This is a genomic window from Streptomyces hilarionis, from assembly GCF_024539675.1.
Lineage (GTDB): Bacteria > Actinomycetota > Actinomycetes > Streptomycetales > Streptomycetaceae > Streptomyces > Streptomyces hilarionis.
In genome coordinates, this window is the sequence record NZ_JAHHIT010000200.1 from 1 (window position 1) to 14710 (window position 14710).

General features: G+C 73.9%; 12 protein-coding genes. 5 read left to right on the forward strand and 7 right to left on the reverse strand.

The window, feature by feature from the left end; translation table 11 throughout:
• Positions 1 to 120 precede the first annotated feature (120 nt).
• Positions 121 to 294 carry a hypothetical protein gene (locus KMS84_RS34185; protein ID WP_256920411.1) on the reverse strand — a complete coding sequence of 58 codons (174 nt, stop codon included), beginning with the start codon at positions 292 to 294 and terminating at the stop codon, positions 121 to 123.
• 458 nt (positions 295 to 752) lie between these two features.
• Here KMS84_RS34185 and KMS84_RS34190 point away from each other — a divergent pair, with 458 nt between their 5' ends.
• Positions 753 to 1202 (forward strand): hypothetical protein, encoded by a 450-nt coding sequence (locus tag KMS84_RS34190; protein ID WP_256920412.1) that lies wholly within the window; start codon positions 753 to 755, stop codon positions 1200 to 1202.
• A gap of 25 nt (positions 1203 to 1227) precedes the next feature.
• Positions 1228 to 1995: an SDR family oxidoreductase gene (locus KMS84_RS34195; RefSeq protein WP_256920413.1), complete on the forward strand. Its 768-nt coding sequence runs from the start codon at positions 1228 to 1230 to the stop codon at positions 1993 to 1995.
• A gap of 67 nt (positions 1996 to 2062) precedes the next feature.
• Here KMS84_RS34195 and KMS84_RS34200 read toward each other — a convergent pair whose 3' ends face one another.
• On the reverse strand, positions 2063 to 3571 hold the full coding sequence (locus tag KMS84_RS34200) for an SDR family NAD(P)-dependent oxidoreductase (protein WP_256920415.1): 1509 nt from the start codon (positions 3569 to 3571) through the stop codon (positions 2063 to 2065).
• 104 nt (positions 3572 to 3675) lie between these two features.
• On the reverse strand, positions 3676 to 4998 hold the full coding sequence (locus KMS84_RS34205) for a wax ester/triacylglycerol synthase family O-acyltransferase (RefSeq protein WP_256920416.1): 1323 nt from the start codon (positions 4996 to 4998) through the stop codon (positions 3676 to 3678).
• Positions 4999 to 5199: 201 nt separating this feature from the next.
• Here KMS84_RS34205 and KMS84_RS34210 point away from each other — a divergent pair, with 201 nt between their 5' ends.
• Positions 5200 to 6600: a 5'-methylthioadenosine/S-adenosylhomocysteine nucleosidase family protein gene (locus tag KMS84_RS34210; protein ID WP_256920417.1), complete on the forward strand. Its 1401-nt coding sequence runs from the start codon at positions 5200 to 5202 to the stop codon at positions 6598 to 6600.
• Positions 6601 to 6604: 4 nt separating this feature from the next.
• Here KMS84_RS34210 and glgC read toward each other — a convergent pair whose 3' ends face one another.
• From glgC to KMS84_RS34225, 3 genes are read right to left on the reverse strand one after another with little or no spacing between them, the layout of a single operon-like run.
• On the reverse strand, positions 6605 to 7825 hold the full coding sequence (glgC, locus tag KMS84_RS34215; protein ID WP_256920418.1) for a glucose-1-phosphate adenylyltransferase: 1221 nt from the start codon (positions 7823 to 7825) through the stop codon (positions 6605 to 6607).
• A 53-nt stretch (positions 7826 to 7878) separates the two neighbouring features.
• Complete coding sequence (gene glgA / locus KMS84_RS34220) at positions 7879 to 9039, reverse strand: glycogen synthase (protein ID WP_256920419.1); 1161 nt, start codon at positions 9037 to 9039, stop codon at positions 7879 to 7881.
• 38 nt (positions 9040 to 9077) lie between these two features.
• Entirely contained in the window at positions 9078 to 9839 is a 762-nt protein-coding gene (locus tag KMS84_RS34225; protein ID WP_256920420.1) for a (2Fe-2S)-binding protein, read from the reverse strand.
• A 228-nt stretch (positions 9840 to 10067) separates the two neighbouring features.
• Here KMS84_RS34225 and KMS84_RS34230 point away from each other — a divergent pair, with 228 nt between their 5' ends.
• A complete protein-coding gene (locus KMS84_RS34230) occupies positions 10068 to 11573 on the forward strand; it encodes a DMT family transporter (protein ID WP_256920421.1) in 1506 nt (501 codons plus the stop codon).
• Here the strand turns inward: KMS84_RS34230 and KMS84_RS34235 are convergent.
• Positions 11563 to 12858, reverse strand: a complete 1296-nt coding sequence (locus KMS84_RS34235; protein ID WP_256920422.1) for a transglycosylase family protein — start codon at positions 12856 to 12858, stop codon at positions 11563 to 11565. The genes KMS84_RS34230 and KMS84_RS34235 overlap by 11 nt on opposite strands.
• A 192-nt stretch (positions 12859 to 13050) precedes the next feature.
• Between KMS84_RS34235 and gnd the strand changes: the two genes are divergently transcribed.
• Positions 13051 to 14490 carry an NADP-dependent phosphogluconate dehydrogenase gene (gnd, locus tag KMS84_RS34240; RefSeq protein WP_256920423.1) on the forward strand — a complete coding sequence of 480 codons (1440 nt, stop codon included), beginning with the start codon at positions 13051 to 13053 and terminating at the stop codon, positions 14488 to 14490.
• The last annotated feature ends 220 nt before the right edge of the window (positions 14491 to 14710 follow it).

Genomic DNA, 14710 nt, shown 5'->3' on the forward strand with positions numbered 1-14710 from the left:
GGCGGGGGGCGGGTGGGGCCACAGGCGGGCGAGGTCCGCGGGCCGGTGGTTCGCATGGGCGTGGCTCGGACGGGCGCACGCCCACGCGGTCGGCGATCGCGCGGGATTCCGCGGTCGGGTTCAGTCCACGCTGGGCAGGATGTGGGGCTCGGCGAGGTCGTCCTCGTAGCCCGCCAGGCGGATCGGGGCGGAGCGGGCCCACACGTCGAGGCTGCCGAGCTCGCCGGGACGGCGGCCGGCGCGATCCGTGCGTTCCTTGGGGCGCTGTTCTCGATTCGTCTTCTCCGGTGTCACCGCGCACTCCTTATGTGTCGGATCACCCTCGGGGCGTGCCGGCCACTCTGCGGTCCGGCGCTGGACGCTCCCTCGGGTCGGGCTGGAGTCGGTGGCGACACGGTTGCGCCGGTGACTCCCAGGAGAGCTGGCCGTGGTGAACCGGCTTGTCCCAGACGGACGATGGGTGTGGGTGGCACTCCGTCCTGCTGTCCGTCGGCTACAGCGTAACCAGATGAGCGGGGTGCCGCTCGATAGCGCTCGAAGATTTGGGATAACCGTGGCGAGTCACCCGTATGTCTCCGCAGGTGAATTGAACCCTTTTCCACCCTGATGCACCCGTTGTGTTCACTCGACCGGCGTACAGGGGTGAACACCGCCGCCCATCCGGGCGCACCGTTCAGGCGCCGTTCGCCCGATCGCAAGCAGCCCATGATCTGCTGATGTGCGCAACGGCCGACTCCCGGGAGGACCGACGCATGGAGCTGCGCAGCGTCGAGGAGCTGATGGACCTGCTGTACGCCTGCCGCGGCGTGCGGGACACCCGGCGCCGCCCGGGCCCCGGAGCCGACCTCCACGACCACGCGCTGCGCACGGCCGCGCTGCTGCGCCGCGGCAGGCCCGCGGACAAGGAGCTCCAGCTCGTCGGACTGGTGCGTCCCGTGGGGCAGCTGCTGGCTCCCGCCGACCCGGCCGGCCGGGCGGGACTCGCCGCCGACGCCGTGCGGCCGCTGCTCGGTCCCCGGGTCGCCCGGCTCGTACGGCTGCACCCCTGGCGCGGCGCCTGGACCGACGACGACCTGCTCAGCCTGCGCCAGGCCGACGAGGACGGCCTGACGACCGTCTTCGACGCGGGCGTCCTGGAGGACTGGCGCACCGTGCTCGAACTGGTCGCGGCACGCAACTCCCGTCTGAAGGCTGTTGATTGACGGTCCGTCATGAGACGGTACGCGGATGACGTCGTCGCACGGGCGGTACGGTCTGCACGGGCGGGCCGCGGTGGTCACCGGCGCCACCCGCGGCATCGGCCGGGCCGTGGCCCGCGCGCTCGCGGACGCCGGGGCGCGGGTCTGCGTGAGCGCCCGAGACCCGGACGCCGTACGGCGCACCGCCGCGGAACTGGACGGGGTGGGCCTTGCCGGAAGCGTCACGGACCCCGGCCATCCCGAGGAACTCACCGGCCTGTGTCTGCGCGCGTTCGGCCGGCTGGACGTCCTGGTCAACAACGCGGCGACGAACCAGCCGTACGGCCCCCTGATGGACGCCGACCCGGCGCTCTGGCGGGAGGCGTTCGCCGTCAACGTCGAGGCGCCGCTGCGGCTGACGCAGTGCGCGTGGCGGGGCTGGATGCGCGAGCACGGCGGGACGGTGGTCAACGTCTGCACCGAGGGCGCCGCGCACACCGGCCCCGGCGTGGGCGCGTACGGCACCAGCAAGGCGGCCCTGCTCCATCTCACCCAGCAGCTGGCCGGTGAGCTGGGGCCGGGAGTCCGGGTCAACTCCGTCTCCCCCGGTCTCGTCCGCACCGAGATGGCGCGGTTCGTGTGGGAGCCGGGAGAGCGGGAGACCGCGGCCGCTCTCCCGCTGGCCCGCATCGGGGAGCCCGAGGACGTGGCGCGGGCGGTGCTGTGGCTGGCGTCGGACGCGGCGGAGTGGATCACCGGCGCGGACCTGCTGGTGGACGGCGGCACCCGGGTGCGCAGAGCCCGCGTCGCGACCTGAGGGCCGCGCCGGGGCCCGGCGGCCCGCCCCCCTTACCGCGCGTCCGACTGCCGCGCGTCCGGCGCGCCTACCACTTGCCCGGCGCGTAGTCCTTCAGGAAGACCCCGTAGACGTCCTCGCCCGCCTCGCCCCGCACCACCGGGTCGTAGACCCGGGCCGCCCCGTCGACGAGGTCGAGCGGCGCGTGGAACCCCTCCTCCGCGAGCCGCAGCTTGTCGAAGTGCGGGCGCTCGTCGGTGATCCAGCCGGTGTCGACCGAGGTCATCAGGATGCCGTCGGCCTGGAACATCTCCTGGGCGCTGGTCCGCGTCACCATGTTCATCGCGGCCTTGGCGGCGTTCGTGTTCGGGTGGCCCGCGCCCTTGTAGCCGCGGCCGAAGACGCCCTCCATCGCCGAGACGTTGACGACGTAGGCCCGCCCGCTCGCCGCCTTCCTCGCGGCGTCGGCCATGGCCGGCCGGAGCTTGCTGATCAGGATGAACGGCGCCGTGTAGTTGCACAGCTGGGTCTCCAGCAGCTCCACCGGGGAGATCTGCTCGATGGTCTGCACCCAGGTGTTGGTGTCGACGACGTCGGGGACCAGACCGCCGGCGTCGATCGCGGTCCCGTCGAGGTGCCGGGCCACGCTGGCGTTGCCGGCGACCAGCGCCAGGTCGGCGACCTGCTGGGCGTCCAGGCCGCTGATGCCGACGGGCAGCGCGGCCAGGCCGTCCACCGCGCCGGAGCCGAAGGCGCCGATGACGTGGTGGGCGGGCAGCTCGCCGGCGGGCAGCGGGGCGCCCTCTCCGTCGACCAGGGCGGCGTACGCGGAGGGCAGCCGGCGCACGGTCTGCGTCGCGTTGTTGACGAGGATGTCCAGCGGGCCCGCCTCGGCGACCCGGTCGGCGAGCGCCACGGCCTGCGCCGGGTCGCGCAGGTCGATGCCGACGACCTCCAGCCGGTGGATCCAGTCGGCGGAGTCGTCCATGGCCTTGAAGCGGCGGATGGCGTCCTTGGGGAAGCGCGTGGTGATCGTCGTGTGCGCCCCGTCGCGCAGCAGCCGCAGCGCGATGTACATGCCGATCTTGGCGCGGCCGCCGGTGAGCAGCGCCCGCTTGCCGGTGAGGTCGGCGCGGGCGTCGCGGCGGGAGCGGTTCAGCTCGGCGCAGGCCGGACAGAGCTGGTGGTAGAAGTAGTCGACCTCGACGTACCTGGTCTTGCAGGTGTAGCAGGAGCGCGGGCGCTGGAGTATCCCCGCGATCCTGCCCTCCTCCGTCACCGACGACGGCAGGATGCCCTCCGTCTCGTCGTCGATGCGCTGGGCGGAGCCGGTGGCGGTGGCCTCGGTGACCGCCTTGTCGTGGGCGGTCTTGGCGGCCCGGCGCTCCTGGCGGCGGCGCTGCTTCACCGTGCGGTACACACCGGCGGTGGCCCGGCGAACGGCGATCGCGTCGGGGTGGTCGACGTCCAGCCCGTCGAGCTCGTCCAGCACGGCGAGGCACACCGCGAGCCGCTCCGGATCGATGCCGGGTCCGTACACGACCTCGTCCACGACGTCGTCCGCGATCGCCGCCGAGCCGTCCTCTGTCACCGTCATCGCGCTGCCGCTTCCCTGCTCACGTGTGCGGCGCTCCGACCGCGCCCGCCCTACGAACGGGGAATTTTACGGAGCGCCGGGCCGCTCCTCCAAACCCGTTCCCGTCAAGAGCCGCACGCCGTGATGAGCGTCTCCACCTCCGCGGTCAGCGCGCCCGCGAACCGGTCGAGGTCGGGGACCGCCTCGGCGTCGGCGACGAGCCCGTAGTGGACCTGGCCGCGATACGTCGACACGGCGACCGCCAGGGCCTGGCCGCGGGCGAGCGGGGCGTACGGGAAGACCTCGGCGAGCGGGTTCCCGCCGAGCCGGAGGCCGAAGCCGGGCAGCGGAACGCTGGTGACGAGGATGTCGAACCAGAGCCGGGCGGCCTGACCGACCACGGGCCCGCCCAGACGGTGGCCGAGCGCCGGCACGTGGTCGGCGAGCAGGGCGACCGCGCCGGCGCCGCGACCGGGCCCCGCGTCCTTGTTGCGGTCCATGGCGGTCCGGCAGTGGGCGAGCCTGGCGAGCGGGTCCGGGTCGTCGACCGGGAGGCGCAGCACGTAGCCGGAGAGCCGGTTGCCCTGCGGGTGCGCGGTGCGCGGGCGCCGCTGGGAGACCGGGATCAGCGCACGGGGCCGCACGCCCTGACTGCCGTCGCCGCGCTCGTCGAGCCAGCGGCGCAGGGCCCCCGCCACGACCGCGATCAGCACGTCGTTGACGGTGCCGCCGGCGACCTTGCGGACCCGGTGCACGTCGTCGAGGTCGACGACCACGCCGGCGGTGCGGCGGGTGCCGGTGGACTCGGCGGTGAGCGCGGTGCTGGAACGCACGCCCAGCCCCGACACGGCGACCGACGCGCCGATGTCGAGGGCGCGGCCCACCTCGGAGACCGCCCCGCGCAGCAGGCCCGGAAGCCTGCGCACGTCCGGGAGCAGCGGCGCGGGCGGCGGCACGGGCCGCGGCCGCGGCGCGGGCAGGTCCATGGGGTCCAGGACGGCCGCGGCCAGGGTCAGCGCGCGCAGCCCGTCGGCGAGGGCGTGATGGAACTTGAAGAGGACGGCGAAGGACTCGCCGTCCTCGCCGGGCAGCACGTGCGCCTCCCACGGCGGGCGGCCGCGCTCCAGCGGCCGTTCCATGAGCCGGCCCGCCTCCGCCTGGAAGTCGGCGGCGCGCCCGTGCAGCCGGACGTGGTGCAGGGGGTCGAACTCCGGATCGGGCTCGCGCACCGCGCCACCGAAGGCGAAGGGCTGCCACACGTCCCGGATCCGCATGCGCAGGCCGGGCACGGCGGCCGCCCGGGAGGCGAGCAGATCGGCCGCATGGGCGGCCGCGGCGGGCGACGCGGCCGAGAAGACCCCGAGCGCGCCGAGGTGCATGGGGTGGTCGGCGGACTCGATGTTCCAGAACGCCAGGTCCAGCGGTGCCAGCAGATCATCAGCAGTCAAGGGCTCGCCTCGCGTCACGATGGGGTGAGTAGGCAGTCAACCTCTCACCCGTGATTACGGTCAAGTACGATCGCTCTACACACAGTTAACATCGGATTAAGTCCTTGTCTCCCGGGATCTCGCGGCGCGCGCGGACCCGGTCCTCTACCGTGAGCCTCGGCATCCTCCGGGCCCCGGGCCCGCGACCACCGGGGCGGGTACGTGGCAGCAGGCGGCGCTCATCACCCCACCGCCGTGGTCCTCTCGGCCCACGTGTCCGGATACGACGTGGTCCGTGGTCGTCTCGCCGACGTCGTGACCCTCGTGCATCCCTCCGGCACCCGGGTCGAGTGCGGTCGCCTGACCGGGACGGCGTGGCGGGTGGCGCTGTGCGAGACGGGCACGGGCGCCCTGACGGCCGCGGCCCTGACGACCCAGCTCTTCGACTGGCTGAGGCCGCAGGCCCTGCTGCTCGTCGGCGTGGCGAGACCCCTGAAGGGAAGCCTCCCGCCGGGCTCCGTCGTGGTCGCCACCAAGGTGTACGGCGTCCAGGGGGGCAGGGCGGCGCCCGAGGGCTTCCTCGCGCGTCCCGAGGTCTGGCGCTGCTCCCACCGTCTCGAGCAGACGGCCCGGCACGCGCTGCGGGGCGGCGCGCACTTCGCGCCCGTCGCCGTGAGCGACGTCGTCCTCGCGGATCCGGAGTCCGCCCCGGCCCGGAGCCTGCGGCAGCACTACGAGGACGCGGTCGCGATCGAGACCGACAGCACGGGAGTGCTCCACGCGGCCCACCTCGGCGGCCGGCCGGACACCCTCGTCGTCCATGGCATCGGCGGCGCCGACGAATGCCGCGACGGGCCGGGCGGCCGGGAGGATCCGGACCTGACGGCGGCGCAGGCGGCGGCGGAGGCGGTCGTCGAGGTCCTCCGCCGGATGGAACCGGCGACCCGTGCGGCACGCTCGGGACACCTGCGGGGACGTCTCCTCCTCGTGGCAGGGCTCCTCGGCCTCAGCGTGACGGCCTTCGGCCTCTGGCAGCAGTGGAGCGGGCGCTCCGACGCGGTCGCCTCACCCGGAGCGGCCGGCGCCTCGCCCTCCCCGGCCGCGCGCCCGTCGCCGTCGCCCACCGGGACCGCGCCGTCGCGACGGCCGACGCCTTCACCTTCGCCGGACGACGGCCACGGGCGGCAGCGGCCCACCCCGTCCCTCCCGCCGGAGAACCTCCTGCCGCCCCCGGGCGTGTCGGCCTCCGTCACGGTGGGGCCCACGACCGTGGAGGTCACGCCGGCCCCGTCCGCGCCGGCGCCTCCGACGCCGACCGCCTCGCAGTTCGAGGCCCTGATCAGCTGGACGGACGACGGTTCGTGCGAGGGCGACTGTCCCGTCAAGGCGTACCGGACTCCGCAGGAGGACGACACGCAGTTCACCGGCACCCTCTACCTCGCGAACCAGAAGTTCCTCGTCGCGTGCCAGAAGGACAACGGCCGCAGGATGAAGGTCGGCGCCCGCTACTCCGGGCCCGGATTCCAGAACGGCGTCTGGTTCTACGTCGCCGAACGCCGGGAGTGGGTCTCCGGGGCGAGGGTCTCGGTGACGCCCTTTCCGCTGCCGGCCGTGTGCCCGTGAGGGCCTACGTGACCCGCTGGCCCTTGCCCAGGGCGATCACCCCGCCCGGCGAGACGGTGTACAGCTCCGCGTCGCGCTCCGGGTTCACCCCGATGGTCGCCCCCGGAGGGACCTCCACGTTCTTGTCCAGGACCGCCCCGCGGACCACCGCTCCCCGCCCGATGTGCACGTTGTCGTGCAGGATCGAGCCCTGCACCACCGCGCCGGGGTCGACCACGACGCCCGGGGACAGCACCGACCGGGTGACCTGACCGCGGATCAGGCAGCCCGAGCTGATGATCGACTCGCCGGCGATGCCGCCCGCGTTGAAACGCGCCGGGGACAGCTGGCCCGAGTGGGTGTAGATCGGCCAGGAGCGGTTGTACAGGTTGAAGGCGGGCCGCTCCGCGATCAGGTCCATGTGGGCGTCGTAGTAGGCGTCGAGCGTGCCGACGTCACGCCAGTAGCCCTGGTCGCGGGTGGTCTCCCCCGGCACGTGGTTGTCCTGGAAGTCGTACAGCCCGGCCTCGCCGCGCTCGGTGAGCTGGGGCAGGATCGAACCGCCCATGTCGTGCACGGACCGTTCGTCCTCGGAGTCGCGCTGGAGGGCCTCGATGAGCGCCTTCGTCGTGAAGATGTAGTTGCCCATCGACGCGAACACCGACTCCGGGTCGTCCACCAGCCCCGGCGGGTCGGCGGGCTTCTCCAGGAACCGCTCGACCTTCTGCCCGTCCGAGCCGGGCGTGATCACCCCGAAGGCGGAGGACTCGCCGCGCGGCACCCGGATGCCGGCGACGGTCACGCCCGCCCCGCTGTCGATGTGCTGCTCCAGCATCTGACGCGGGTCCATGCGGTAGACGTGGTCCGCGCCGAAGACCGCCACGTACTCGGGCCGCTCGTCGTAGATCAGGTTCAGCGACTGGAGGATGGCGTCGGCGCTGCCGAGGTACCAGCGCGGGCCCAGCCGCTGCTGGGCGGGGACCGGGGTGACGTAGTTGCCGAGCAGGCTCGACATCCGCCAGGTGGTGGTGATGTGCCGGTCCAGCGAGTGCGACTTGTACTGCGTCAGCACGCAGATGCGCAGGATGTCCGCGTTGACGAGGTTGGACAGCACGAAGTCCACGAGCCGGTACGTGCCGCCGAAGGTGACCGCCGGTTTGGCGCGGTCCGCGGTCAGCGGCATCAGTCGCTTGCCCTCACCGCCCGCCAGCACGATCCCGAGCACCGAAGGCCCACCACGACGCATGGCCGCTCCCCTCACCCTGGTTGATACCCATGGCTGCCCCGGCGCGGGGCTCTCTACGCCTGTTTGAGGATCTCCTCGTACAGTCCGACCGTACGCCGGGCCACCGCGTCCCAGCCGAACTCGCCGACGGCACGGGCCCGGCCCGCCTCGCCCATGCGAGCCGCCCGCGCCGGGTCGCCGAGCATCTCGTCGAGCGCGCGGCCCAGCCCCGCCTCGAAGGCCTCGCCCTCGTCGTCCAGGGCGACGAGCGTGCCGGTCACGCCGTCCTCGACGACCTCCGGGATCCCGCCGACCCGCGAGGCCACGACGGGCGTGCCGCACGCCATCGCCTCCAGGTTGACGATGCCCAGGGGTTCGTACACCGAGGGGCACACGAACACGGCCGCGTGCGTGAGCAGCTGGATCACCTCGGGTCGCGGCAGCATCCTGGGGATCCAGTGGACGCCGTCCCGGGCGCTGTCGAGCCCGGCGAAAAGCTCCCGGAACTCCTGGTCGATCTCGGGCGTGTCGGGTGCGCCCGCGCACAGCACGACCTGCGCCGCCGGATCGATGCCCCGGACCGCGCGCAACAGGTGCGGCACGCCCTTCTGACGGGTGATCCGGCCGACGAACAGCACGAACGGGCGGTCGGGGTCGAGACCGATCCGGGCGAGGGCGTCGGTACCGTGGTCGGGGCGGTACAGCTCGGTGTCGATCCCGTTGTGCACGACGTGCACCCGGTCCGCGGCGAGGGACGGGTAGCAGGAGAGGATGTCGTCGCGCATGGCGCCGGACACGGCGATCACCGCGTCCGCGGCCTCCAGCGCCGTCCGCTCCGCCCAGCTCGACAGGGCGTAGCCGCCGCCGAGCTGCTCGGCCTTCCACGGCCGCAGGGGCTCCAGCGAGTGCGCGGTCACCACGTGCGGGACGCCGTACAGCTGCTGCGCGAGATGCCCGGCGAGATTGGCGTACCAGGTGTGCGAGTGGACGAGCTCGCGGCCCTCCAGCGCGGCCGCCATGGCGAGGTCCACGGAGAACGTGCGCAGCGCGTCGTTGGCCCCGTCGAGCGCGGACCAGGGCCGGTGGCGCCGGACGCCGTCCGTGCCGCCCTCGCCCCAGCAGTGCACGTCGAGGTCGACCAGTCGCCGCAGCTCGCGGGCCAGGAACTCGACGTGGACGCCGGCGCCGCCGTAGACGTCCGGGGGAAACTCCCGGGTCAGCAGTCCCACTCGCACCCGTAACCCCCATCTCAGCGTCCGGTTCCCTTTCATGGTCACCCAGACGGGGCGCGTGGGGAAGAGCGCGGGGGTCGTGTGAAGCAACAGTCGCCGCACAGGCCCCCACCGGGGGCCCGGTAGTATAGGCAGCAGCTCCGCCGGCGGTAGTGGGCGCCGGTGAGGACCCCGGCGCCCTCGAGGTACGGGTGGGTCAGGAGCTCGGCGGTGAGGGCACGCGCGCGTGCGTCGACCTCGGGCCGGCCGTTCGCCCGGGCCCACTGCTCCAGCAGACGCGCGGTCGCGGCCAGAGCCGATCCGGCGTTGCCCCGCAGCAGGCCCGCCGCGACCGGACCGCGGGCCCGCAGAGCCGCGCCGAGGGGTTCCAGATGGCCGTCGACGACCACCCGGGCGACGGTCGCCGCGTCCGCGGGCAGGGGACGGACCCGCGTCAGCCACAGGTCGTCCGGGGCGGCCCCGTCCGGGTCCCAGCGCAGCAGCTCCGGCGCGAGGTCGGGAACGCCGCCGTACAGCACCGCACAGCCCAGCGCGACGGACCACAGCCGGGCCGCGAGTCCCTGCTGGGCGACGGAGGCGCCGACCCGGTCCTCGGGCGCGCGCAGAGCCCGGACCACCTTGCGGACGCGGAAGGTCAGCGGGTCCCCGTGGGGCTGCGGCGGACCGCCCTCATGCGGGGCCCCGTAGGCCGCAGCGAGGGTCGGCAGGCCGTCGGCCGGGCCCGCCGAGCCGTCCGCCGGGGTGTGCAGGGCGAAGAAGCCGCCGAGCGGACGGAGCGCGCCGAGACCGGGGTCGAGATTCACGACGTCCAGTAGTACCAAGGGCGGTCGGGGTCGGTGATCAGGGGGATCCCTGGTCCGTCACCCGCCTGGGGGAGGACGGCGGGCCCGTCGTACTCCATCGGTAGTAGGACTCATTGGGTGCTCAGGGACGACGACGGGAACAGATCCACACGGCATCGTGTTGGCCATGGATGACGACCGTTCGCCGCGTCGGGCCCGGTGCCCCCGCCTCACGCAGAGGAGCAGCTCATGAGCGCCCTCGCGTTCTCCGTGGTCCTGTCGCTCGTCTCCGCCGTCGCGTACGCGGGCGGGGCGATCATGCAGGAGCAGGTCGCGGTGTCCTCGCCCGAGGAGGAGTACGCCCCGCTGCGCCGTCCGGTCTGGTGGGCCGCGGTCGCGCTGAACGGTCTCGGCGGACTCCTGCACGTGGTGGCGCTGGCCTACGGTCCGCTCAGCCTGGTCCAGCCGCTGGGCGCGCTGACCATCGTCTTCGCCCTGCCCATGGCGGCGTTGTTCGTCGGCCGCCGGGCCGGGGCGACTGCCTGGCGGGGCGCGATCATGGCGACGGTCGGTCTCGCCGGTCTGCTCTCCCTCGTCGGCGCGTCCGACGCGCAGTCGCTGAGCACCGCGCAGCGCGTGGCCGTGGCCGTCGTCACGGCGGGCGCGGTCGTGACCCTGATGATCGCGGGCCGCGCCGCGCACCGGCACCCCGCGGTCCGCAGCATGCTGCTGGCGACCGCCTCCGGCATAGCGTTCGGCATGTCGTCGGTGTTCACCAAGACCGTCGCCGTGGACTGGACCGACGGCGTCTCGGCCGCCGACCTCCCCTCGCTGGCCGTGATCGGCGTGCTGGCCACGGCCGGCATCCTGCTGTCGCAGGCCGCCTACCGGGGCGCGGGCCTCGCGGCTCCGCTGGCCACGCTGACCGTGGTCAACCCGGTGGTGGCGGCCGCCGTCGGCATCACGATGTTCGGCGAGACCTTCCGCTACGGCGCCACGGGCACCGTGCTCGCCCTGGGCTGCGGCGTGGTGGCGGCGGGCGGTCTGATCCTGCTCACCACGGAGCGCCTGCAGACGAGCCCCCCGCAGAGCGAACAGACGCAGGCCGTACAGACGCGGACCGTCCTCGCGGACCCGGCCCCCGCGAGCGAAGCCGTCGCCGCGACGAGCGGCACGCCCGTCGCGGCGACGGTGGACGAGACGGACCCGAGCGCGAACGCCTCCGCCGTGCCCCCGCCCCGGCCGGGCCCACGACTCCGCCTCCCCGAACAGTCGGCGGCGGCGGCCTCGGCCCTGGACGGCGCGCTCCTGAACGGCGTGTTCCCCCGGCCCGAAGCACCCGGCACCGACGCGCCCGGGGTCGGCGCGCCCGGGACCGACGACGAACGGCGGCAGGAGGCGCGAGCGGACGACATCCTGTCCGGCGACGTCCTGCCGGACGGGGGCGTGCTGCACGCGGCCCTGCTGGACGGGGTCCTGCTGGGCGGCAGGGGCCTGGGCGACATACGACTGGACGACGTACGACCGGACGGCGCAGGGCTGGACCGCGTGCGGCTCGGGGAGCCGCCGGCGCAGGGCGGCGACACACGGCCGACGCCCGTGCCGGCGTCCGCCCCGGCAGGCGCCGCGGGCGACCCCGTCGAGCAGGAGCCGTCCGCCCCGGACGTGCCCGCCTCGTTCTACACCCCGCTGTACGGAGGTCTGTTCGTCCCGATGCCGGTCGTGGACCGGCACCGGGAGCGGGTCAAATCCTGACGCCACCGGCCCGCAGATACGACAGCGGGTCGATGTCCGTCCCGAAGCCGGGCCCCGTCCGCACCTCGAAGTGCAGATGCGGGCCCGTGCTGTTGCCCGTGGACCCGGAACGGCCGATGCGCTGACCGCCGCTCACCGACTGCCCGTCCCGGACGGAGATCGCGGACAGGTGGGCGTACTGCGTGTAGCGGCCGTCGCCGTGCCGGATGACCACCTGGTAGCCGAACGAGCCGCCCCAGCCCGCGCTCACCACCTCGCCCGCCGTCACCGCCTTCACGGACGTCCCGGTGGGCACGGGGAAGTCGACACCGGTGTGGTAGCCCTTCGACCAGGAGGACCCGCTCGCGTGGTACTGCGTCCCGGTGGCCGCGCCGACGGGCGCGACGAAGGAGTGGCCGGTCCTCGCCTTGCCATGCGCTTCCTTGTGCGGGGCGCTCTTGTGCGGGGCGCTCTTGTGCTCGACGCTCTTGGCCGGTTTGCGCTTCCCGGCGTCCGGCGAGGTCTTCGGCTTGCCGGTGTGGTGCTCGACGCCGCCGGAGGTCCGCGGGGCGGCCGCCCGGCCGTTCAGGCTGAGCCGCTGCCCCGGCAGGATGAGGTCCGGGTCGGCGCCGACGGTGGTCCGGTTGGCGGCGTAGAGCCCACGCCAGCCGCCCCTGACCTCCTCGGCGTCCGCGATGCCGGAGAGCGTGTCGCCGCGCACGACCGTGTACATGCGCGCGGTGCCCGCCCGGGACTGCGGGGTGCTGTGCGCCCGCACGTCGTCGAGGGACGTCCTCGACGGTGCGGACCGCTCGGAGCGTCTGGACAGGTCGGACGCGTCCGACGTCTTGGGCGCCTTGGCGGCCTTGGCGGAGGAGCCGGACGGCTTCGCCGGGGTGCCGTGCGGGTGGACGTCGGGCGCGCCCCCGCCCCGGCTCAGTCCGGCCCGTCCCGAGCACACCGGCCAGGCGCCGGGGCCCTGCCCGTCCAGCACCCTCTCGGCCACGGCGATCTGCTGGTCGCGGGTGGCCAGATCCGCCCGGGCCGCGTACCGGGCGCCGCCGTACGCCTCCCAGGTGGACTGGGTGAATTGCAGTCCCCCGTAGTAGCCGTTGCCGCTGTTGATGCTCCAGTCGCCGCTGGACTCGCAGGCGGCGACCTTGTTCCAGGTGTCCACGTCGGCCGCCTGGGCGGCTCCCGCGCCGATGAGCGGTATCGCCATGCCGGCGCCGCCCGCCGTGACGGTGAGCGAGGCTCGGTTGATCCTGTTCGGCTGATACCGGCGGTGCCGGCCGCGTACGGCCATGGGAGATCCCCCTCGACGTGCGTCAGGAGCGGCAAAAGTAAGGGCGCCGAACAGGCCATGACAAGGCGACAACCGGCCGCTCCCGTTCGCCCGGCGGCACGAGGGGGACCCGCCGGGAAACCGGGCCGCGAACCCGTCAGGATGGTCCCGAGGACGATACTGACGGGCACACCTCTCCAAGGAGCCAACCGTATGAGCACTTCAGCCCAGATCGGCGTCACGGGTCTCGCGGTGATGGGGCGCAATCTCGCCCGCAACTTCGCGCGCAACGGTTACACGGTCGCGCTGCACAACCGGACGGCGTCGCGGACCCGCGCCCTGGTCGAGGAGTTCGGCGACGAGGGCGAGTTCATCGCGGCCGAGACCGCCAAGGAGTTCGTCGAGGCGCTGGAGCGGCCCCGCCGGCTGGTCGTCATGGTGAAGGCCGGTGAGCCCACCGACGCCGTGATCCGCGAGTTCGCCCCGCTGCTCGAACCCGGCGACATGATCATCGACGGCGGCAACGCGCACTTCGCCGACACCCGCCGCCGTGAGCGCGAGCTGCGCGAACAGGGTCTGCACTTCGTCGGCGCGGGCATCTCCGGCGGTGAGGAGGGCGCGCTGCACGGCCCGAGCATCATGCCGGGCGGCTCGCCGGAGTCGTACGAGTCGCTGGGCCCGATGCTGGAGAAGATCTCCGCGAAGGCGGCGGACGGCTCTCCCTGCGTCACCCACGTCGGCCCGGACGGCGCCGGCCACTTCGTGAAGATGGTGCACAACGGCATCGAGTACGCCGACATGCAACTCATCGGCGAGGCCTACCAGTTGCTGCGCGACGTCGCCGGCTACGAGCCCGCGCAGATCGCGGACATCTTCCGCACCTGGAACACCGGCCGCCTCGACTCGTACCTGATCGAGATCACGGCCGAGGTCCTCTCGCACGTGGACGCGGCGACGGACCGGCCCTTCGTGGACGTCGTGGTGGACCAGGCGGAGCAGAAGGGCACCGGCCGCTGGACGGTGCAGATCGCGCTGGACCTCGGCGTTCCGGTGTCGGGCATCGCGGAGGCCGTCTTCGCGCGTTCGCTCTCGGGTCACGCGGCGCTGCGCGAGGCCTCCCGCGACCTGGCGGGCCCGAAGGCGTCCGCGCTGGGCGAGGCCGAGGCGCAGGCGTTCGCCGACCGGGTGGAGCAGGCGCTGTACGCCTCGAAGATCGTGTCGTACACCCAGGGCTTCCACGAGATCGCGGCGGGCAGCGAGGAGTACGGCTGGGACATCGACCTCGGGGCCGTCTCCTCGATCTGGCGCGGCGGCTGCATCATCCGCGCGGCCTTCCTCGACCGGATCCGCGCCGCGTACGACGCCCGCGCGGACCTGCCGAGCCTGCTCTCCGACGCGACCTTCGCCTCGGAGATCGCGGCCGCCCAGGACGCCTGGCGCGAGGTGCTGGTGTCGGCGACCCTCCAGGGGGTGCCCACGCCGGGCTTCGCCGCCGCGCTCGCGTACTACGACGCCCTGCGCGCGGAGCGCCTGCCCGCGGCGCTCACCCAGGGCCAGCGGGACTTCTTCGGCGCGCACACCTACCGGCGGGTCGACCGCGAGGGCGCGTTCCACACGCTGTGGGGCGGGGACCGCTCCGAGGTGGACGCGTAACAGCGCGGAGGGCGGGCGCGCCCGGGAAGCAGGACGCGGCACTCGGTCCGTGCCGATCGGGTCAGCTGAGCGGCGGGCCCGGTTCGGGGCTCGGAACCGGCTCCGGTCCCGGCGGGACCGGGGACGGCGACGGGTCCGGGGCCGGCACCGGCTGCGGAGGCGTCGGTCCCGGTCCCGGCGGCTGCGGGCCCGGCGGCTGCGGCTCGGGGGTGGGCGGGAC